Source organism: Demequina sp. TMPB413, from assembly GCF_020447105.2.
Taxonomy (GTDB): domain Bacteria; phylum Actinomycetota; class Actinomycetes; order Actinomycetales; family Demequinaceae; genus Demequina.
Window position 1 is genome coordinate 1,649,994 of the sequence record NZ_CP096184.1, and the last position, 17,425, is coordinate 1,667,418.

Genomic DNA, 17,425 nt, shown 5'->3' on the forward strand with positions numbered 1-17,425 from the left:
GAGGCCGCTAGAACGTCCTGGACTCGCCTGTGGCGCGTAGCGTGATGCCGTCGGCGAAGGGCATCAGCGCCTCGACGCCAAACAGCGGATAGACCGTCACCTCGATCGTCACGGTGGCTGTGGACTGGTCGGGGGCCTCGACGGAGACGAGCGTGACTCCCTCGAGCCGATCCACTCCCCTGCGGTCTACATGGCGCTGCACCGCCGCCGTCATCGCGCCGTGTGCCAGATCGAGTGCGGCCTGATCGCTGCTGGGACCGTCGAAGTATCCGCCGGTGTCGACGGCGTCGGCCGCATCCTCGGCAAGTTCGTCGGCGAGGTGCGTGAGCCGCAAGCGCGTCATATGCACCGCGGTAGCGGCAGACACGACGAGGATGAGCATGAGAGCAAGCACCGTGAAGCCGAGGGTGAGGATCCCGATGGTGCCCTCGTCAGAACTCGCGCGACGCCACCTGTTCATGAGTCCTCCGTGAGGCTGTCGACGGGCGAGCGTGCCGAGCCAACCACCTCGACCTCGAGCGGGATGGCGCCGCTCAGGAAGCCAGGGATACCTGGGAGCGTGACGTGCATGGTCACCTCGGCAGTGACGTCTGTTCCTGGTTCAAGGCACGTTCCGGCACAGGCGACAGTTAGCGCCGCCTCGTCGTCTGTGAAGCCAAAGTCGGACGCGACAAGTCCCACGGCAGCTTGGGCCCTTGTCTGCCCTGCGTGCGTCGCGGAGGCGCGGCTTGCACCGCTTTCCAATTCATGCACGCCAGTGACCACGAAGGTGCGCGCGGCCTCGCCGGCGGCTGATTCCGCTGCGAACGCCCCTGCCTGGATGCGCGACACGGTGACGACGAGGTAGACCAGCGGAATGAGCAGCAAGAGCGACAAGGCGATGAATTCCAGCATCGCCGCCCCCTCGTCGTCGTGGTGAACAGGTCGCCGAGCGCGTCGCCGTGGACTAATCACGATCAACCTCCTCGAACGCCCTGGCCGACACCGTCATTGATCCGATGCCCCACAGACCAAAGACCGGCACGGGTGCGGTGATGGTCACTTGAGTCGCTGGCGCACCGTCGATCACGGTGTCGATCGCGGAGGCGCTCGCGTCGTATCCGCCAAGCGATTCAGCCAGCAGCGACTCAGTGCGCTCCACACCGTCAGCCAGTCCACGGTCGTTGGTGGCAGCCAAACGCGCTCCTTCGGATGCGGCGGAGACGAGCATGTTGCGCACGTGCAGGGCGACGGCAAGTTGAATCACCCCCATCGCGATCGTGATGACGAGGATGGACACCAAGACGAACTCGACAACAACGTTGCCGTCGTCCTGCCCGTGCTTACCCTCCCGTAACACCTTCGATGGCCTTGGTGAACAGGTCATTGAGTGTGGGGCCCGCGATAGCCCATATCCCAGCAACGAGACCCGCCGTCATGAGCGTGATGAGCACCCAACCAGGCACGTCTCCTCGGTCGTCAGTGGCGTCGCGACTGTCGAGCCACGTTTTGAGCTGCACCATGTTGTTCCCTTCCCCCAGCAGGGCCTGCGATCTACAGACCCAATCGAATAGTGGTGAGTCCCGGAAACACCGCAAAGATGACGGTGACCGGAAGAATGAGGAAGATCACGGGGACCATCATCGCGATTTCTCGCTTGCCCCCCTCTTCCATGAGTGCGCGCTGGCCAGCAGTGCGCACGTCTTGTGCCTGCGCCCGCAGGACCTCGGCGAGTGGCGTTCCACGTTCGACGGCGGTGGCCACTCCGTCGGCGAAGCGCCGCAACGGTACCGCGCCCGTGCGATCGGCCAGTTGCGTCAGGGCGTGCGCCAACGGCGTGCCCGTTCGCGAGGCGGCAAGGGTGGCGCGAAGCTCTTCCGCCATCACACCGTGCGTCGTGCGTGACACGCGCTCGAGCGCGCCTACAGCGCCCTCGCCCGCTGCGACCGAAAGTGCGAGTAGTTCTGCGACCGTGGGGAGCTCGGCGACGATGCGTTGCTCCCGTTGTGCGATCGCTCGCGAAAGAACGTAGTCCCTCGCGGCGGCGCCACCCACGCCTGCGACGGCGATGAGCACCACGAGCGCGACTGGGGAGGAACCCCTCGAAGCCGCGAGGAGAACGGCGGCGATGGCACCGAGCGCCAAGCCGCCGACGCCCCACACCACCTGGTGGGCTCTGAATTGCTCCACTGTCAGATCTGCGCCCGCGCGGCGCAAGCGTGCCTCGAGCTCTTGACCGGGAGAACCCCATCGTTCGATCCAGCGTGAGCCGTCTCGCACTACCGGTGCAATGAGGCGTTCAAGTGTGGGAAACGGCGTGATTGGCTCCGCGCGTCGGCGCAACTCGTCCGCCACGGACGCTCGCAGATGCGGTGCCACACGGTCTGCAAGCCGAGGCGTACGCGCACGCCACCAGGCAGCAACCATGGCGAGGCCAACACCGAGTGCGAGGCCAAGCAGAACCGTGCTCGGGCTCATCGCAACACCCTGCTCTCTTCGGGTAGGCGCCCGAGCCTGACCATGAGGCGGTATGCGAGCAGGGTGCTTCCGCCTCCTATCAGGAGCACGGTGAAGCCCGAGGCGGAGTTATACGCTTGCGCGTTCTCGGGTCGCGTGGACAAGAGCGCGAGTACCACCCAGGGAGCTGCCACGGCGAGCCGAGCGGCGTTCACCGTCCAGCTCTGGCGGGCTTCCAACTCGCCGCGGGTGCGAGCGTCATCCCTGAGGAAACCGCTCAGCGTCCGCAATAGTCTCCCCACGTCGGTACCGCCCACGTCGCGGGTGAGTCGCAACGCCTCGATGATGCGGTCGCCCACAGGGTCCGCTAGCCGCGCCTTGAGCGCGTCGAGGCTGTCGCCAAAGCGACCGGAGGCGCGGAAATCCTCGGCGAAGGCGGTGAAGGGCTCGCGCAGATGCTGCGGCCCGCGTTCGCCGAGTTGGCCGAGCGCCTCCGGCAGGGACAGTCCCGCCCGAATGCCCGACGCGAGGTTGTCCACAGCATCGGGCCACACCTCTCGCATCGACGCCTGGCGGCGATTCGCACGCGCCTGCACCAGCGCAAAGGGCCCGCGCGAGGCGATCACTCCGAACGCCAATCCAATCACGGGAGACCCTGAACCGCCGGATGCCAATACCGCCACGACCAACCCGAGCCCAGCAGATGAGGACACCAGCGCCCACGGGGTGACCGCGGGTGCTCCCGCCTGGATCAGGCGGTCTTGAGTCCGTGCGTACCACCCGTCCGCCTTGCGCGGGGTGGGAGCGAGCGGCGGCCAGAACGACCACCAGACCAGGAACAGCCCAGCGCCGAGCGTGAGCCCAAGAGCGGCGTTCATGCCTGCCTCGCCAACAGATCGCTGAGCCTCACGCCCGCCCTGGCGAATCGCTCCTCGTGAGGCGGGTAGCCCTCGCCCCGCACCAAATCGTTCCCGCTGAGGTGGAACAATTCGCTGATCTCGATGATGCCCTGTTCGACCCGGCCAGGCACCCCGACGATCTCACGTACTCGGCGTTTGCCCCTGCCATCCAGTTCAAGGTGAACGACGATATCGATGGCTGACGCGACCGTCGGCACCACGAAGCGGTCGGACACATTGTCGCCCGCAAGCAACGGCAAGGTGCACATCTTGGTGATGGCGTCTCTGGCCGTGTTGGCGTGGATGGTGCACATACCTGGAACGCCTGCGTTGAGAGCGACAAGCATGTCAAGTGATTCGGCTTCGCGCACCTCCCCGATGATGATGCGGTCGGGTCGCATCCGCAGAGCCTCTTTGACGAGGCGGCGTAGAGGGATCTCCCCCGTGCCCTCGAGCGACGGCTGGCGACACTGGAGTCCCACGACATCACGCAGCGGGATCTTCAGCTCGAAGACCTCCTCGCATGTGATGACCCGCTCGCGGGGCGGAATCGAGCCCGCGAGCGCATTGAGGAACGTAGTCTTGCCTGCCTGCGTGGCACCGGCCACGAGCACGTTGAGGCCGGACGCCACCGCTGCCCCGAGGAAGGCCGCCGCCTGCGCAGGCAGGGATCCGAGCGCCACGAGGTCTTGCACGTGGTTGGCCCGCGCAACGTACTTGCGGATGTTGACTGACCAGTGCTCGCGCGTCACATCGGGGATGACCGCGTGCAGCCGCTCACCGCCCGGAAGCGAGGCGTCGACGAAGGGGCTGGACAAGTCGAGTCTGCGACCGGACAGCTTCAGCATCTGCTCCACCAGGTCCCGCACCTGTTGCGCCGTGAGCATGGTGGAGGTGAGCTCTGACGCTCCCCTGCGAGCCACGTACACCTGGCTTGGCTCGTTGATCCAGATCTCTTCTACGTCAGGATCATCGAGGTACTGCTGCAGCGGGCCCAGCCCTGCCACGTTGTCGAGTACCGACTTCGCGAGCGCCGCGCGGTCCTCGACCGGCGCGACCGCGCCCACCAATGCCCGCTCTTCCCACGCCGCCAACGCGTCGTCCACGAGCGCCCTGACCGCGGCCACGTCCCGAACAGGATCCACCCCGCGCTTGCGGATCTGGTCCCGTACCTGCGACTCGATAGCGATAGTTGTCTCAGCCCCCATGCCGGAAACCTTAGAGGGAAACGCGGAATCGCGGGAGCCCCTGTGGATGGGGGCAACGGAACTGCATCGGCCGCAACGGGGTGAACCGCATCACACCGTGGTCCCGATCGCACGTAGGGAGAGGCCTTCTTCCTCTACAACCGACGCCGGTAGTACCGCATGTGACTCACGAAGACAGCGCTGCCGAGCACCGCGGCACCTCCAGCAGCAATCGCGTAGTAGTGCCCAGTGCCGCTCAAGCTGTACATCGTCATCGCGATGTATGCGCTGAACCCTGCCATCGCGATCACGGAGACGAGGGCCGCGGGTATGGCGGCCTTCTGCCAGCGCGCCCATCTCGTGAACCGCCTCAAGGTCAGCAAGAAGCCGATGTCGATCGCGCCCAGGATGAACACCCCAAGAGCAACTGGGAGAAGATACATGGCGACCCACAAGATTCCTGTGATCATCTCGATGAAGTCGTCGGAACCACCGAGAAACAACTGAGCAAAGAGGTAAGTCCCGACGAGCGCACAAAATGGCGCAACGGCCACCACGCACCACCCCGCGACGTGGCTCAGCACCACGCGCCTTGTGGCGATTTGACCATCGTTGCGACGATCGCCCCCCAATGGCGAGCCTTCCACGCCCGGCCCGACCATCACGCGCCCTTCCTCGTGCACCTCGAGCCCCGGGTTCCGCACATCAACTGCGACGGTGCAGGACGTCGCGGCGTCGGCGAAACCTGCAGGTTTGAGACCCGCGTCGCCATTACCGGAAGCGCAAGTCGGTCCATCCCACCACGGTATCCGCCGTCTGCAATCCAAGAAAAGACCACGGCGGCCACCTCGGGCGAGGCGGCCGCCGTGTTGGAGGAGCCGTCGACAACTCGGGCGGAAGTGCCGACGGGGTACTGCCTACAGTCCGAAGAGCTGGGGCAGGTCGGCCATGGAAGGAAGGGAGCCGACGATGAGGTAGTTGACGAGCACGATCACCACGAGCGCGCTCAGGGAGGTGGCAAAGATGTCGCGCTTAGCAGCGGCCACGTGGTCCACCACGGAGCGGGTGCAGCACGCCGCCATGATTCCCGGCACTGCCAGGCCAAGAGCCGCAGCACCGACGAGGGAAAGGCTCACGCCGGACCCGGCGGTGACGATGAAGATGAAGACGGCGGCGGTCGCCAGGGCAAGAAGGGTGCCAAGAACAGCAAACTCCATGGCACCGCGCGTCTCGGACATCCGGCGCTTGCGCACATCCGACTCGACCTTCCATCCCACGGAGTAACCGAAGATGGTGGCACCAAAGGTGACCGTCAACGCCGCTACGAGCAGCAGGGCGAAGGTGACGCTAGTGGCGTCGAGTGCGGCGTATCCGCTCGCGGCCAATCTGGTGGCCGGCGGGGCGAAAAACGCGAAGGTCACGCCGTAGATCACGACGTAACTTGCGGCGGATGCCAGTGCTCGAGTGGCGAGCGGCTGGACCGCGACAGTTTCGACACGGGTTGCCATGAGAGTTCCCTTCCGTGGGGTTACTTCCTCCTGCTGCCCGATGCCTCAACGATGGCACTGGGACCCCCTCTTGCCAAGCAGTCGGGGGCGGCAACGGGCCCATTGGAGGCCCGTGTGAAAAGCCTCACAAGTGCGGCGTTATGTCCCTTTTGCCCTACTTTGAAAGTGACCAATCAGACATTTCGCAGCGACCCACGCGGGGCCCGCACACCACTTCTGGGGGCAGTGCTCGCACCGCTTGGCGCCGGCGATTCGCCAGGTGGACTTTGTCACATCGGAGCACAATGGAGGCATGTGCGGCCGCTATGCAGACTTCCTTGCCGACCAAGACTTGGCGGACGCCTTCTCCCTCGCGGTCAGCGCGGACGACGAACGCCTGCTACCCCCCTCCTTCAACGTCGCGCCCATGCAGATGGTGAGGGTGATTCGCCAGCAAGAACAGTCCAGAGAGCTCGACATCGCGAAGTGGGGATTGGTGCCCTCATGGGCCAAAGGCCCCTCGGTGGGCTCCCGCATGATCAATGCCCGGCTGGAGACCATTGCGGACAAGCCGTCTTTCCGCACCGCCTTCTCCCGCCGCCGCTGCATCGTGCCGGCCAGCGGCTACTACGAATGGCGCACCGATGCCTCCGGCAAGCAGCCCTTCTTCATCCATCCCACAGATGGGTCCCCGCTCGCCTTCGCCGGACTACTCGAGGCGTGGAGGCCGAGCCCCGACGACGCCTGGCTGATCACGTGCGCCATCGTCACCACAGCGGCCAGGGGCGAGATGAGAGACATTCACGACCGCCAGCCCGTCATGATGCGCGCCGACGCGTGGCGTACGTGGCTGGATCCGGCGTCGGCAAAGGACGACGTCCTGGACGCGGCACACGCCGACGCCCCAGACCTCGCCTGGCACGAGGTGGACAAGGCCGTTGGCAACGTCCGCAACAACGCGCCGGAGCTCGTGGAGCCTGCCTGAAGGCGCTAACGCAGCGAGAAAACGAACACCGACACGACGAACAACAGCGACGCCGCGATGGGCACGGTCGCGACCGCCCACGCCCACCGAGCCACGGCCCTGCGCTTCATGGCGGTGGGCGAGACCAGGTGCGTGGCGAAAGCTGCCAACCCTGGCGGCATGGCCAAGGCCACCACGGCCGTCGGCCAATCGGCGAACCCCCACCAGACACCCAACGCCGCCACACCCAGCCCCAAGATCAGGCCGACGACGCCATGTGCCACCGCGGCGAGCGGTCGTGACCACGACCGCGTGACGACGTCAACGCCAAGGCCGACGGTGAACACGGCGAACGGGACCAATACCAGCACGCCGAGCGCGCCGTAGAGCAGCAGGGCCGGCCAGAAGTCGAGCTCGAACAACACTCCGTCCTCGCCATCCAGCGCTCGCGCAGCCAGACGCCCGCAGGCGAGGTGGAACGCGGCGAAGAACACGAGAGCGATGCCTAGCGAGACGCCTGCACGCTCGAGATTGCCTCCCTCACGAGCCTCGGTCACGTCGCGCTCCTCACCCGCACATCTCCCGCCCGCACCGTGACGTCTTCCCCCATTGCGGGGCGCACGATCAGCGCGCCGTCGGCCGCGAGCGCCACGGCCTTACCCGACAGCGGCAACTCCCCTGGACGCTCCACCACCACCTGCTGCCCCAAGGTGACCGTGACGGCCTCCACGTCGGCAAGGAAGGCGTCGGCGTCTTGCTCGGCCTGGCCAATAGCGTCGGCGACGCTGTGAGCAAGGGCGTCAAGAAGGGTACGACGGTCGAGCCGGAGGCCGCCGAGCGTGGCCAGCGACGCCGCGTGAGGCACAGGGAGCTCCTGATCCGTCTGGGAGACGTTGACGCCGATGCCCGCCACCACGGCGTCATCGTGGCGCTCGCACAGGACGCCTGCGATCTTGCGCATGAGACCCCAGCCGGGGACCTCCTCGCCCTCCACGAACACCACCACGTCGTTGGGCCACTTGAGCCACGCCTCGACACCATCGCCGCGCAGCGTGCGCACGCACGCGAGGCCGACGGCGAGGGGAACGAGTCCCCAGCGCTCGGGATCAAGCCTGGGCCTGAGCACAAAGCTGACGGTCAGCGCGGCGCCTGGAGGCGTCTCCCATTCGCGCCCAGCGCGCCCGCGTCCGGACGTCTGATGATCGGCCACCAGCGCGCTCATGTGAGGCCAGTCCATCGGAGCGGAAGCGAGTGCCTCGATGAGCTGCGTATTGGTCGAGGGAGACGCCGCGGTCACCGCGAGCGCGGAGAGCGCGGCCTGCTCTCCCACGAGCGAGGCGAGGCGTTGTGCGGTCAGGGGTAGCCGCGGGTTGTCACCTGTCACGGGCCAAGGCTAATGCGCGAGGGCCTCAGCCGTCATAACAAGGCGGTGAGTTCGGGCGACGCCGACGCAATGACGGCCTCCCGTGCCTCCTGAGCGGTACGCGCCGAGCGGGCAAGATGAGCAAGCCGCTGGCACTGCGCGAACGTGTGCAGCGACAGCGACAGCCGTACCATCGGCACCTTGGTAGGTGCCATCGACAGGCTCGAGACGCCGAGTCCGGCGAGCACGAGCGCGAGCAGCGGGTCTCCCCCTGCCTCGCCGCACACCCCCATCGGCTTACCCGTCACCGCTCCGCCGTGGCAAGCAGCTGCCACCACGTCGAGCAGAGCTGGCTGCCACGGGTCGAGGAGGTCCGACAGTTCGCCCTGCATGCGGTCGGCGGCCATCGTGTATTGCGCAAGGTCGTTGGTGCCAAGGGAACCGAAGTCGACCTCGTCGAGCACGTGCTCCGCTCGCAGCGCCGCGCCTGGTACCTCGATCATCACGCCCACAGACTTCAGGCCGTTCTCGCGCACCCGCCTGGCAAACCAGGCGGCCTCTTCGACGAGAGCCACCATGGGGGCCATGACCCGCACGTCGGCGCCCGTCTCGCTCGCTGCGACTGACAGCGCCTCGAGCTGAGCGTCCAGCAGGTCGGGCCGCTCGGCTGAGAGCCTCAGGCCACGCCTGCCGAGGGCGGGGTTCTCTTCCGCCCCAAGATTGGCGAAGGCGAGCGGCTTGTCTGCGCCTGCATCGAGAGTGCGCACGACCACACGTCGACCCTCAAAGGGCTCGAACACCTGGCGGTAGATCTCCGCCTGCTCCTCAACGGTGGGCGCCGACGAGGCGCTCAGGAACACAAACTCTGTGCGGAAAAGACCGACCCCCTCGACGTCTGCCTGTCCCGCGGCGATCGCATCCTCCACGCCGCCGATGTTCGCCAGCAACGCGACGCGCTTGCCGTCCTTGGTCATTCCAGGGCCGCTGCTATCGGCCAGCGCAGCCTCGCGGCGCTGGGAGCGCTGCCGGAGGCGCTCGACCAACTCTCCGGTGGGGTTCAGGTGCACTTGGCCGGTGTCGCCGTCGACGAGCACAGGGGTGCCGTCGGCAATATCAGTCGCGCCGGCAACCTTGACGGCGGCAGGGATTCCCATTTGGGCTGCAAGGATCGCGGTGTGGCTGGTGCGGCCGCCTTGCTCGGTGACGATGCCGACCACCTTGGAGCGGTCGAGAGTCGCGGTCTCGGCGGGCGCGAGGTCCATGGCGACCAGGACGCACTCGCCCGTGAGTGGGGGCACTCCTGGCGCCGGCTCACCAAGCACGGCGGCGATGGCACGATCGCCCACGTCGCGCAAGTCGGTTGCACGCTCCGCGAAGTAGCCGCCGAGCGCGACAAACTGGTCGATGTAGTCCTGAGTCGCAGCGTCGATCGCCTGCGCCGGCCCCTTGCCCGCGCTCGCGTGAGCAATAGCACCGTCAATCAGGCCAGGGTCGCGCGCCAGCATGGCCGTGGCGCCAAGGATCTCCGCTGCGTTGTCGCTTGCCGACGCCGCACGCCTGTCAATCTCCGTCGCCACTTCCGCCAAGGCAGCCCTGATGCGCTCCTCGGCCTCGGCGGCGGGCAGCACGGCCTCGTCTGCTGGCGGCCGCACGGCGGCGCCCACCTGAACGACGGGAGCAAAGGCGGCTCCCGAACTGACGGGAATTCCTTGGACGACGCTGTCCATCGCTGCCCTACTTCTCGGCGTCGAGGTCGCGCTCGAGCAACGCCACAAGGGTGGCAAGCACCTCGTCGGCGTTGTCGGCTTCACAGCCAAGTTCCACCGTGTCGCCGTGCTTGGCGCCGAGCGCCATGATCGAGAGCATCGAGTTGGCTGGCGAAGGCTTGCCACCAGGCTTGCAGATGGTCACGGCGGCGCCAGACTCGTTGACGGCCTGTACAAACAGCGCGGCGGGGCGCGCGTGAAGGCCAACGGAGGAACCGATCTCTACGGTACGAGTAGGCATGGGAATCATCCTTTGTGCGTTGGGGCCAGGTGGCCTAGTGATGAGGACAAGGCAAGGTCGAGAGGGAGTTCGGCGGACACCGTGACGGTGGGAAGCGAGAGGTCTCCCGGCGTGGGGACGGTGCTTCCCGGCAAGGCGACGGCTGCGGCTCCCCACCTCACGCCCGCCTCAAGCGCCTCTGTCAGCGAGCCGCCGCGTTCGAGGGCGGCGAGCCAACCGGCGAGCAGGCAGTCGCCAGCGCCCACCGTCGACTGCGGGTGAACCACCACGGCCGACGCGTGGACCGCGGTGTTCGCGTCGACGGCAAGTGCCCCGTGCTCACCCAGGCTGACCACCACAGCGGCGATGCCGTCGGCCACGAGGGAGCGTGCGGCCTCCAGGACGTCGGCAAGGGTGGGCAATGCGGCGCCTACCAGTTCTTCGAGTTCTTCGTGATTGGGCTTGATCAGGTCGGGCAGGGCCGCCACCGCCTTGCGCAGCGCTGTGCCGGACGTGTCGATCGCGACCTTCACCCCACGAGCCCTCGCGCGCTCGATGAGGCTGACGTAGAGACCGCCGTCAATTCCTGGCGGCAAGCTGCCGCAACCGACGACCCAGGCAGCGTCGGCCGTGTGACGGTCGACGGCATCGAGCATGGCCATGGCGTCGGCCGCAGTGGACGCCCTCCCGGACTCGTTGATCTTGGTCGTGACGCCCTGGGCATCGACGATCGTGATGTTGGTACGCACCGCACCTTCGAGCGCGATGAAGTCGTGCGGAACGCCATCGCCGTCGAGCCTGGCGGAGAACTCGACAGCCGGCGCACCGTGGGCGGGCAGCACGGCGACCGTGTGCAGCCCGTTCGCCGCGAGCGCGCGCGAGACGTTCACGCCCTTGCCGCCCGCGTCAATGTGCAGCCCGCCCGCTCGGTGCACCTCTCCTACGCGGAGTTGGTCAACCGAGATGGTGCGATCCAGGCTGGGGTTCGGTGTGAGTGTGACGATCATGCGCGCACTACCTCCACTCCAGCCGCATCGAAATCTTCCGTTGTCTCGTCGTCGAGGCCTGCGTCCGTCACCAGCAAGGCCACCTCTGACACCTCGGCAAAGCGGTGAAGATGGATCTGGCCGGCCTTGGTGGCGTCGGCGACCACGATGACGCGCCTCGCGGCAGTCACCATCGCCCGCTTCGCTGCGGCCTCCGCCTGGTCAGGCGTAGTGAAGCCGCGCTCCACCGAGAAACCGTTCGTTCCCAAGAACGCGACGTCGATCGCCATGGACTTGAGCGCGTCGGTGGTCCACTGCCCCACCGCGGCACCCGTGCGACTGCGGACCCGACCTCCCAGCATCATGAACTCGATGCCGGGAAGGTCGGAGAGCCGCGAGGCGATCGCGATGGAGTTGGTGACCACGGTGAAACGCTTGTCGCGAGGAAGAAGCCCCGCGATGGCGTAAGACGTGGTGCCAGAGTCGAGCAGGATCGAGCCGCCGTCGGGGATCTCCGCGACGGCGCGCTCTGCGATCCGCTGCTTTTGCTCGGATCGCTGGGTCTCGCGCGCCGCAAGAGTCGGCTCGAGCGTGAGCCTCTCCACCGGCAAGGCGCCGCCGTGAACACGCCGCACCACGCCGAGTCGCTCGAGGGCCGTCAGGTCGCGACGCACGGTCTCGACCGTGACCCCCAGCTCCTCTGCCAGCGCTCCCACTTCAACCCGCCCTTGAGCGCGTGCGCGGTCAAGGATGGCCTCGTGTCGTTCAGCGGCGTACACCCGTCACTCTCCTCGTCTCAAGCGCCAGAGTTACGGTTCGACCGTGACCTTGATGGCAGCGCCACGCTTCACGATGTCGAACGCATCTAGCACGTTCTCGAGCGCGATGTGCTCTGTAATCAGGTCCTTTACCGGCACCTTTCCTGAGGCGATCATCTCAAGAGCCGCCTTGTTGTGGTGTGGCGCCGAGCCGTTGGCACCAAAGATGCGCAACTGGCGGTAGTGCACCAGATTGGAGTCGCACGTGATGGTGGGGTTGGTCTTTGGCAGTCCGCCAAAGAAGCTGATCTTGCCGTTGCGGGCAGCCATCTCGATGGCCTGCTCCTGAGCGATGTTCGCGGCCGTGGCGGTGATGATCGCATCGGCGCCCCGGCCGCCGGTGAGCTCCTTGACGCGCGCCACCACGTCCACCGTGGCGCCGTTGATGACCTCGTCGGGGTGAACGGCGTCGGCCGTCATCTTGAGGCGTTCGTCATTGACGTCGATGAGGAAGATCTTCCCGGCACCGTTGGCCCGCGCGAGGCGGATGTGCATCGCCCCAATGGGACCTGCCCCGAAGACGACGACCGTGTCGCCCTCTTCGATGCCGAGGATGCGCTGCGCGTTGATCGCGCAAGCGAGCGGCTCGGCGGCGGAGGCCTCGTCATAGCCGACGCCTTCTGGAATGCGATTGAGGCCATCGACCTTGAGCACCTCGCGAGGGACGATCATGTACTCGGCGAACCCGCCGTCGTACTGGTAGCCCATCGACGTCTGGTTCTGGCAGACCTCCATCCAGCCGCGCTCGCACTCATAGCAGTCGCCACACGGCACGGCCGCGATGACCTGCACGCGAGCGCCAATCTCCCAGCCCTCGACGCCGTCGCCGATCTCCACGATCTCGCCAGCGATCTCGTGGCCGATGATGCGCGGCGGCGAGAGGTTCTGGTGACCGTTGTAGAAGATCTTCACGTCCGTGCCGCACGTGGAGCAGTTGCGCACACGCAGCTTGATCTCGCCTGGGCCGACTTCCGGTTCCGGCACGTCTTCGACGCGCACGTCCTCGGGGGCATAGAACATCAGGGCTTTCACGACTGGTATTTCCTTCCTTGGCGGGGGTTAGGCCTGGGGAGACAAGAGCGCCATGACGTCGTCGATGGACGACGCCTCACGCAATGCGGCGGCCGACTCTGGATCCATGAGCACGGTGGCCAGGGACTGCAGGATGTCGACGTGCTCCTCTGAGCGGGACGCAATCGCGATGCAGACCTGCACCTCGTTGCCGTCCCAGTCGACTCCGTGGGGAAACTGAAGGTAGGCGATCGCCGCGCGCTCGATGTGCTCGCGGCTCGCGTTGGTGCCGTGGGGGATTGCCACGCCCTCGCCGATGTACGTCGAGACGGACTCTTCCCTCTCGAGCATCGCGTCGGCGTAGGCCGGGGAGGCGGCGCCGATCTTGGTCAGGACCTCCCCGCACTGCCGCAGCGCGTCCGCCTTGTCCTTGGCTTCAAGGCCAAGGCGGACGGCGCTGGGCTCGAGGATCGCCCGAGGGTCAGGACTCAAGGTCTTGACCCTGGGCGATGGCGTTCTCGACCTTGGCAAAGGCCGGGTCGCCCATGAAGACAGCGAAGGGAACCACCACCGCGTTGGGCGCGGTGGTCTGGGCGCGGGACGCCAAGCCCTGGTGGCACATGACCACCGACGCGTCGGCTGGAATCTCGTCGACGGGCGTGTGGATCACCTCAACTCCATGCTTCTTGAGCTTGGATCGCAAGGTGCTTGCCACCATGACGGAGCTTCCCATGCCTGCGTCGCACGCCACCACAAGACGCTTGACGTCGGAACCATTGATTGTTGGCATCGCTTTCTCCTCTACCTCGTTGTATGGATGTGCTTAACGCTACGCCGGGACTGACGCAGTCTCGTTGGCACTGTCCTCGGCGCCGTCCTCGCGCTTGGCCTCACGACCAAACCCGAGCAGGAACGCCGCCACGGTGAACGCCACGGCGGCGGCCAACGTGACCTGTAGCAGCATGACCACCCAGTTCCCCACACCCGGCGGCGTGAAAGCAGCCCAGGCAAAGATTGATCCTGGCGACGGAGGTGCTACGAGTCCGCCATTGAAGAGGACACCGACCAGCACGCCGGTCATCCCGCCCAGGATCGCTGCGGCGATCATCTTCGGCTTGGCGAGCACGAACGGGAAGTAGATCTCGTGGATGCCTCCAAAGAAGTGGATGATGATCGCTCCGGGAGCGGCGGCCTTGAGCATGCGGGGTCCGAAGAACGCAAAGGCGACGAGGATGCCGAGACCTGGTCCGGGGTTGGATTCGATCATGAACAGCAGCGACTTGCCTGCATCCTCCGCCTCGGCCGTGCCGAGCGGGGTGAAGACGCCGTGGTTAATGGCGTTGTTGAGGAACAACACCTTGGCAGGCTCGACCACGATGGACGCGAGCGGCAGCAGGTTGTTCTCGACGAGGAAGTCCACGCCCTCGCCGGCCCACTCCACGCCGCGCTCGACCACCGGCCCGATGATGATCTTGCCGAGAATCGCGATGAAACCGCCGAGGATGCCGAGTGAGAAGTTGTCTACGAGCATTTCGAAACCGGGCTTGACCTTGTCCTGCCACAGCCCTTCGACCTTCATGAGGCACCACGCCGCAGCCGGCCCGATGATCATGGCGCCAAGGAACATCGGCACATCCGAGCCCACGATCACACCCGTGGTGGCCACGGCACCGATCACGGCACCACGCGTGCCGTAGACCAACTTGCCGCCCATGTACCCGATGAGCAATGGCAACAAGTACGTGATCATGGGTCCGACGATCACCGCGATCGATGCAGTCCACTCCATGACGCCGTCGTGCGGCTCACCATTGAACTGTTCGGCGACCTTGTTGATCCAGCCCGCCTCGATAAACAGCGCAGTGATCAGGCCCCAGGCCACGAAGGCGCCGATATTGGGCATGATCATGGCCGACATGAATCGGCCTAGACGTTGAACCTGAGCGGCAGCCCCGCCGCCCTCACGGTTCTTGTTTGCCTGCATATCAGGTGCTGACATGCGTACCTTCCCTTCCTATGCCTCGCGTCATTGCGAGAGGCGGAGATACTCGGTGCCCGTTTGGGCCCGTATTGGTTGACATTGCGCAATCTAGACCTCAAAGCGGGCCGAGTCAAGCCCCAACCGGGCGCGAACGGACATGCCTGTTGTGCGGTTGCTAGAATCGGACAGGCGCCGAGGGGACGCCCCTAGAGCCAAGGAACGTCTGTGATTCGTATCGGAGTGGTCGAAGACGACCCCGTCAACCGCCGCGGACTCCTTGACCACCTCGCGCGCTATTCGGAAGAGCACGGCGTGGAGTTCGCGATCAGTGAGTTCGCCGATGGGGCCGACCTCGTGGAGCGCTACCGGCCCGAGTACGACATGCTGCTGCTGGACGTGCAGATGCCTCGGATGGACGGTCTGGAGGCCGCCCACAGGGTGCGCGAGGTGGACTCCGACGTCATCATCATCTTTGTCACCAACATGGCCCAGTACGCCATCAAAGGCTACGAGGTCGACGCCCTCAGCTACCTGGTGAAGCCGGTGCCGTACTTCGCCTTTGCTCAAGAGATGGGGCGCTCGCTCGCCCGCTTGCAGCGCCATCAAGGCGACAGTGTGGTGTTGACAGTGGGAAACACTCTGGCGCGAGTGCCCACCACCGACATCGTCTACGTCGAATCCGTCAAGCACCGCATCACGGTCCACACGCTGAGCGGAAAGCACTCGTTCAGCGGCACGCTCAAGGCCATGGACCAGGAGTTGGAGGGCCGGGGCTTCTTCCGCTCAAACTCCTGCTACATCGTCAACCTCAGGCACGTCTCCCGGGTAGAACAGCACACGTGCGTCATGACAGGGGGCGACGAGTTGCAGGTGAGCAGGCCACGACGACGCGCCTTCCTTGAGGCCCTCACCGACTTTGTGGGAGGCAAGACCACGCCATGATCGAAGGCCTGCCCGACATCCCCCGTGTGTTCACCGCTCTGGCCGAGTGGTCGGCCTGTCTGGTCTACATCTCCTTGATGCGCAAGCGGCTGCCGCTGATCTCGCTCGTCCCCGTTGCCGTCGTCGGCCTTGCCGCCTTGATCGGCGTCCAACTGGTCGCGGAGACCCTGCCGCTTGAACTGTGGACGGTGGGCATGGCGGCGGCTGTCGGCACCATGTTCGCTTTTATCTACGCGAGCGCCGACGTGTCGCTGCGCGAAGCGGGAGACCTGGTCGCGAGGGCGTTCGTGCTCGCGGAACTGCTGGCCTCGCTCGAGTGGCAGCTTGATGTCTTCTTCCTCGGCGGCGATGACGCGACCCGCATGTCGAGCGTCGCGCTGCTGATCGGCGTCTACGTCGCGGTGTTTGGGATGGCCTATTCGGCCGAGCGCAAGCACTTCCCTCGCGACCACCGCGTGGTGGTGGACAACCGCACGCTCATCGTCACGGTGGTGGTGGCGATCGTGACGTTCCTCATGTCAAACCTGAGCTTCATCACCACCAACACCCCCTTCTCGGGCCCCGTTGGCCCGGAGGTCTTCTACATCCGCACGCTGGTGGACCTGTGCGGCTTCGTGATCCTCTTCGCGTTGCGCGGTCAGCGCCTCGAGTTGCTGCGCGCCACGGAGGTCAACGCGGTCAACGTCATGCTTCGCAATCAGCGCGACCGCTACCTGCAGTCCAAGCACGACATCGACGTGGTGAACCGCAAGTACCACGACCTCAAGTACTACATCCACGCAATCCGGGCAGAATCAAACCCCGACGCCAGGGCCGGCTATATCGACCAGCTTGAGGATTCGATCCGTGGTTACGAGACGTCCGCTCTTGATACCGGCAGCCACGTTCTCGACACCCTCTTGACGGCCAAGAGCCAACAGGCCGACCGCATGCAGATCACCCTCGCTGCTGTCGCCGACGGCACCGCGATCGCGTTCGTCGACGCGATGGACCTGGTCACCCTCGTCGGCAACGCGCTCGACAACGCGATCGAAGCCACGTCGTCGCTAGGAGACCCGGCGCAGCGCCTGGTACGGATCGCGGTGTACCGCCAAGGCGGCTTCGCCATGATCAAGGTGGAGAACGTCTTCAGGGGGACGCTTCAGATGGTCGACGGCCTCCCCCAGACCACCAAAGCGAGCTCGCTTCACCACGGCTACGGTCTCAAGAACATGCGGGAGACGGCGGAGAAGTACGGCGGGTCTCTCACCGCCCACGCGGAAGACGAGTGGTTTGTAGTCCGCGTCCTGCTGCCGACGCCCGCGCCTGGTAGTCCTCGGCACGCCAGGCGTGCGGCCGAGACCTCCGCCCCCACAGCCGACTAGC

The 17,425-nt window shown here is 65.9% G+C and carries 22 protein-coding genes; 3 read left to right on the forward strand and 19 right to left on the reverse strand.

Annotated features, from left to right (window positions below; translation table 11 throughout):
• Positions 1 to 7 precede the first annotated feature (7 nt).
• The 9 genes from LGT36_RS07995 to LGT36_RS08035 all read right to left on the reverse strand — a co-directional run bounded on the left by LGT36_RS07995 (position 8) and on the right by LGT36_RS08035 (position 6,030).
• The gene (locus LGT36_RS07995; protein ID WP_226095473.1) at positions 8 to 460 is read right to left on the reverse strand and encodes a hypothetical protein; all 453 of its coding nucleotides are present in this window, start codon (positions 458 to 460) and stop codon (positions 8 to 10) included.
• On the reverse strand, positions 457 to 894 hold the full coding sequence (locus LGT36_RS08000; protein WP_226095474.1) for a pilus assembly protein: 438 nt from the start codon (positions 892 to 894) through the stop codon (positions 457 to 459). The genes LGT36_RS07995 and LGT36_RS08000 overlap by 4 nt, the downstream gene beginning before the upstream one ends.
• 52 nt (positions 895 to 946) lie before the next feature.
• On the reverse strand, positions 947 to 1,339 hold the full coding sequence (locus LGT36_RS08005; protein ID WP_226095475.1) for a TadE family protein: 393 nt from the start codon (positions 1,337 to 1,339) through the stop codon (positions 947 to 949).
• Positions 1,323 to 1,502 carry a hypothetical protein gene (locus tag LGT36_RS08010; protein WP_226095476.1) on the reverse strand — a complete coding sequence of 60 codons (180 nt, stop codon included), beginning with the start codon at positions 1,500 to 1,502 and terminating at the stop codon, positions 1,323 to 1,325. The genes LGT36_RS08005 and LGT36_RS08010 overlap by 17 nt, the downstream gene beginning before the upstream one ends.
• 31 nt (positions 1,503 to 1,533) lie before the next feature.
• A complete protein-coding gene (locus LGT36_RS08015; RefSeq protein WP_226095477.1) occupies positions 1,534 to 2,457 on the reverse strand; it encodes a type II secretion system F family protein in 924 nt (307 codons plus the stop codon).
• Positions 2,454 to 3,314 (reverse strand): type II secretion system F family protein, encoded by an 861-nt coding sequence (locus tag LGT36_RS08020; protein ID WP_226095478.1) that lies wholly within the window; start codon positions 3,312 to 3,314, stop codon positions 2,454 to 2,456. The genes LGT36_RS08015 and LGT36_RS08020 overlap by 4 nt, the downstream gene beginning before the upstream one ends.
• Complete coding sequence (locus LGT36_RS08025) at positions 3,311 to 4,543, reverse strand: CpaF family protein (protein WP_226264658.1); 1,233 nt, start codon at positions 4,541 to 4,543, stop codon at positions 3,311 to 3,313. The genes LGT36_RS08020 and LGT36_RS08025 overlap by 4 nt, the downstream gene beginning before the upstream one ends.
• Positions 4,544 to 4,677: 134 nt before the next feature.
• Complete coding sequence (locus tag LGT36_RS08030) at positions 4,678 to 5,187, reverse strand: hypothetical protein (RefSeq protein WP_226094582.1); 510 nt, start codon at positions 5,185 to 5,187, stop codon at positions 4,678 to 4,680.
• Between the two features lie 252 nt (positions 5,188 to 5,439).
• Complete coding sequence (locus LGT36_RS08035) at positions 5,440 to 6,030, reverse strand: hypothetical protein (protein WP_226096713.1); 591 nt, start codon at positions 6,028 to 6,030, stop codon at positions 5,440 to 5,442.
• Between the two features lie 292 nt (positions 6,031 to 6,322).
• Here LGT36_RS08035 and LGT36_RS08040 point away from each other — a divergent pair, with 292 nt between their 5' ends.
• The gene (locus LGT36_RS08040; RefSeq protein WP_226096712.1) at positions 6,323 to 6,994 is read left to right on the forward strand and encodes an SOS response-associated peptidase; all 672 of its coding nucleotides are present in this window, start codon (positions 6,323 to 6,325) and stop codon (positions 6,992 to 6,994) included.
• A gap of 5 nt (positions 6,995 to 6,999) precedes the next feature.
• On the opposite strand, the gene LGT36_RS08045 is transcribed toward LGT36_RS08040, so the two are convergent.
• Genes LGT36_RS08045 through LGT36_RS08090 form a run of 10 tightly spaced genes read right to left on the reverse strand, consistent with a single transcriptional unit; the run spans position 7,000 to position 15,136 of the window.
• Complete coding sequence (locus LGT36_RS08045; protein ID WP_226096711.1) at positions 7,000 to 7,530, reverse strand: hypothetical protein; 531 nt, start codon at positions 7,528 to 7,530, stop codon at positions 7,000 to 7,002.
• Positions 7,527 to 8,357, reverse strand: a complete 831-nt coding sequence (locus LGT36_RS08050) for a biotin--[acetyl-CoA-carboxylase] ligase (protein WP_226096710.1) — start codon at positions 8,355 to 8,357, stop codon at positions 7,527 to 7,529. The genes LGT36_RS08045 and LGT36_RS08050 overlap by 4 nt, the downstream gene beginning before the upstream one ends.
• Before the next feature lie 32 nt (positions 8,358 to 8,389).
• A complete protein-coding gene (gene ptsP, locus LGT36_RS08055; protein WP_226096709.1) occupies positions 8,390 to 10,063 on the reverse strand; it encodes a phosphoenolpyruvate--protein phosphotransferase in 1,674 nt (557 codons plus the stop codon).
• 7 nt (positions 10,064 to 10,070) lie between these two features.
• A complete protein-coding gene (locus tag LGT36_RS08060) occupies positions 10,071 to 10,343 on the reverse strand; it encodes an HPr family phosphocarrier protein (RefSeq protein WP_226096708.1) in 273 nt (90 codons plus the stop codon).
• Between the two features lie 5 nt (positions 10,344 to 10,348).
• Positions 10,349 to 11,329: a 1-phosphofructokinase gene (pfkB, locus tag LGT36_RS08065; RefSeq protein WP_226096707.1), complete on the reverse strand. Its 981-nt coding sequence runs from the start codon at positions 11,327 to 11,329 to the stop codon at positions 10,349 to 10,351.
• Positions 11,326 to 12,087 (reverse strand): DeoR/GlpR family DNA-binding transcription regulator, encoded by a 762-nt coding sequence (locus LGT36_RS08070; protein WP_226096706.1) that lies wholly within the window; start codon positions 12,085 to 12,087, stop codon positions 11,326 to 11,328. The genes pfkB and LGT36_RS08070 overlap by 4 nt, the downstream gene beginning before the upstream one ends.
• A 30-nt stretch (positions 12,088 to 12,117) precedes the next feature.
• Positions 12,118 to 13,158 carry a zinc-dependent dehydrogenase gene (locus LGT36_RS08075; RefSeq protein ID WP_226096705.1) on the reverse strand — a complete coding sequence of 347 codons (1,041 nt, stop codon included), beginning with the start codon at positions 13,156 to 13,158 and terminating at the stop codon, positions 12,118 to 12,120.
• 27 nt (positions 13,159 to 13,185) lie between these two features.
• Positions 13,186 to 13,629: a PTS sugar transporter subunit IIA gene (locus LGT36_RS08080; protein WP_226096704.1), complete on the reverse strand. Its 444-nt coding sequence runs from the start codon at positions 13,627 to 13,629 to the stop codon at positions 13,186 to 13,188.
• Positions 13,619 to 13,927, reverse strand: coding sequence for a PTS lactose transporter subunit IIB (locus tag LGT36_RS08085; RefSeq protein WP_226096703.1), 309 nt, complete (start codon positions 13,925 to 13,927; stop codon positions 13,619 to 13,621). The genes LGT36_RS08080 and LGT36_RS08085 overlap by 11 nt, the downstream gene beginning before the upstream one ends.
• A gap of 39 nt (positions 13,928 to 13,966) precedes the next feature.
• Positions 13,967 to 15,136, reverse strand: coding sequence for a PTS mannitol transporter subunit IICB (locus LGT36_RS08090; protein WP_226096702.1), 1,170 nt, complete (start codon positions 15,134 to 15,136; stop codon positions 13,967 to 13,969).
• Between the two features lie 207 nt (positions 15,137 to 15,343).
• Here LGT36_RS08090 and LGT36_RS08095 point away from each other — a divergent pair, with 207 nt between their 5' ends.
• Positions 15,344 to 16,060, forward strand: coding sequence for a LytTR family DNA-binding domain-containing protein (locus tag LGT36_RS08095; protein WP_226096701.1), 717 nt, complete (start codon positions 15,344 to 15,346; stop codon positions 16,058 to 16,060).
• Positions 16,057 to 17,424, forward strand: coding sequence for an ATP-binding protein (locus LGT36_RS08100; protein ID WP_226096700.1), 1,368 nt, complete (start codon positions 16,057 to 16,059; stop codon positions 17,422 to 17,424). Before LGT36_RS08095 ends, LGT36_RS08100 begins: the two co-directional genes overlap by 4 nt.
• Position 17,425 lies beyond the last annotated feature (1 nt).

Excerpts from the sequence above, each read along its gene's own strand:
- LGT36_RS07995 (WP_226095473.1), bottom strand. The coding sequence starts at position 460 with ATGAACAGGTGGCGTCGCGCGAGTTCTGACGAGGGCACCATCGGGATC.
- LGT36_RS08000 (WP_226095474.1), bottom strand. The coding sequence starts at position 894 with ATGCTGGAATTCATCGCCTTGTCGCTCTTGCTGCTCATTCCGCTGGTC.
- LGT36_RS08010 (WP_226095476.1), bottom strand. The coding sequence starts at position 1,502 with ATGGTGCAGCTCAAAACGTGGCTCGACAGTCGCGACGCCACTGACGAC.
- LGT36_RS08015 (WP_226095477.1), bottom strand. The coding sequence starts at position 2,457 with ATGAGCCCGAGCACGGTTCTGCTTGGCCTCGCACTCGGTGTTGGCCTC.
- LGT36_RS08020 (WP_226095478.1), bottom strand. The coding sequence starts at position 3,314 with ATGAACGCCGCTCTTGGGCTCACGCTCGGCGCTGGGCTGTTCCTGGTC.
- LGT36_RS08025 (WP_226264658.1), bottom strand. The coding sequence starts at position 4,543 with ATGGGGGCTGAGACAACTATCGCTATCGAGTCGCAGGTACGGGACCAG.
- LGT36_RS08035 (WP_226096713.1), bottom strand. The coding sequence starts at position 6,030 with ATGGCAACCCGTGTCGAAACTGTCGCGGTCCAGCCGCTCGCCACTCGA.
- LGT36_RS08040 (WP_226096712.1), top strand. The coding sequence starts at position 6,323 with ATGTGCGGCCGCTATGCAGACTTCCTTGCCGACCAAGACTTGGCGGAC.
- ptsP (WP_226096709.1), bottom strand. The coding sequence starts at position 10,063 with ATGGACAGCGTCGTCCAAGGAATTCCCGTCAGTTCGGGAGCCGCCTTT.
- LGT36_RS08060 (WP_226096708.1), bottom strand. The coding sequence starts at position 10,343 with ATGCCTACTCGTACCGTAGAGATCGGTTCCTCCGTTGGCCTTCACGCG.
- pfkB (WP_226096707.1), bottom strand. The coding sequence starts at position 11,329 with ATGATCGTCACACTCACACCGAACCCCAGCCTGGATCGCACCATCTCG.
- LGT36_RS08085 (WP_226096703.1), bottom strand. The coding sequence starts at position 13,927 with ATGCCAACAATCAATGGTTCCGACGTCAAGCGTCTTGTGGTGGCGTGC.
- LGT36_RS08090 (WP_226096702.1), bottom strand. The coding sequence starts at position 15,136 with ATGTCAGCACCTGATATGCAGGCAAACAAGAACCGTGAGGGCGGCGGG.
- LGT36_RS08100 (WP_226096700.1), top strand. The coding sequence starts at position 16,057 with ATGATCGAAGGCCTGCCCGACATCCCCCGTGTGTTCACCGCTCTGGCC.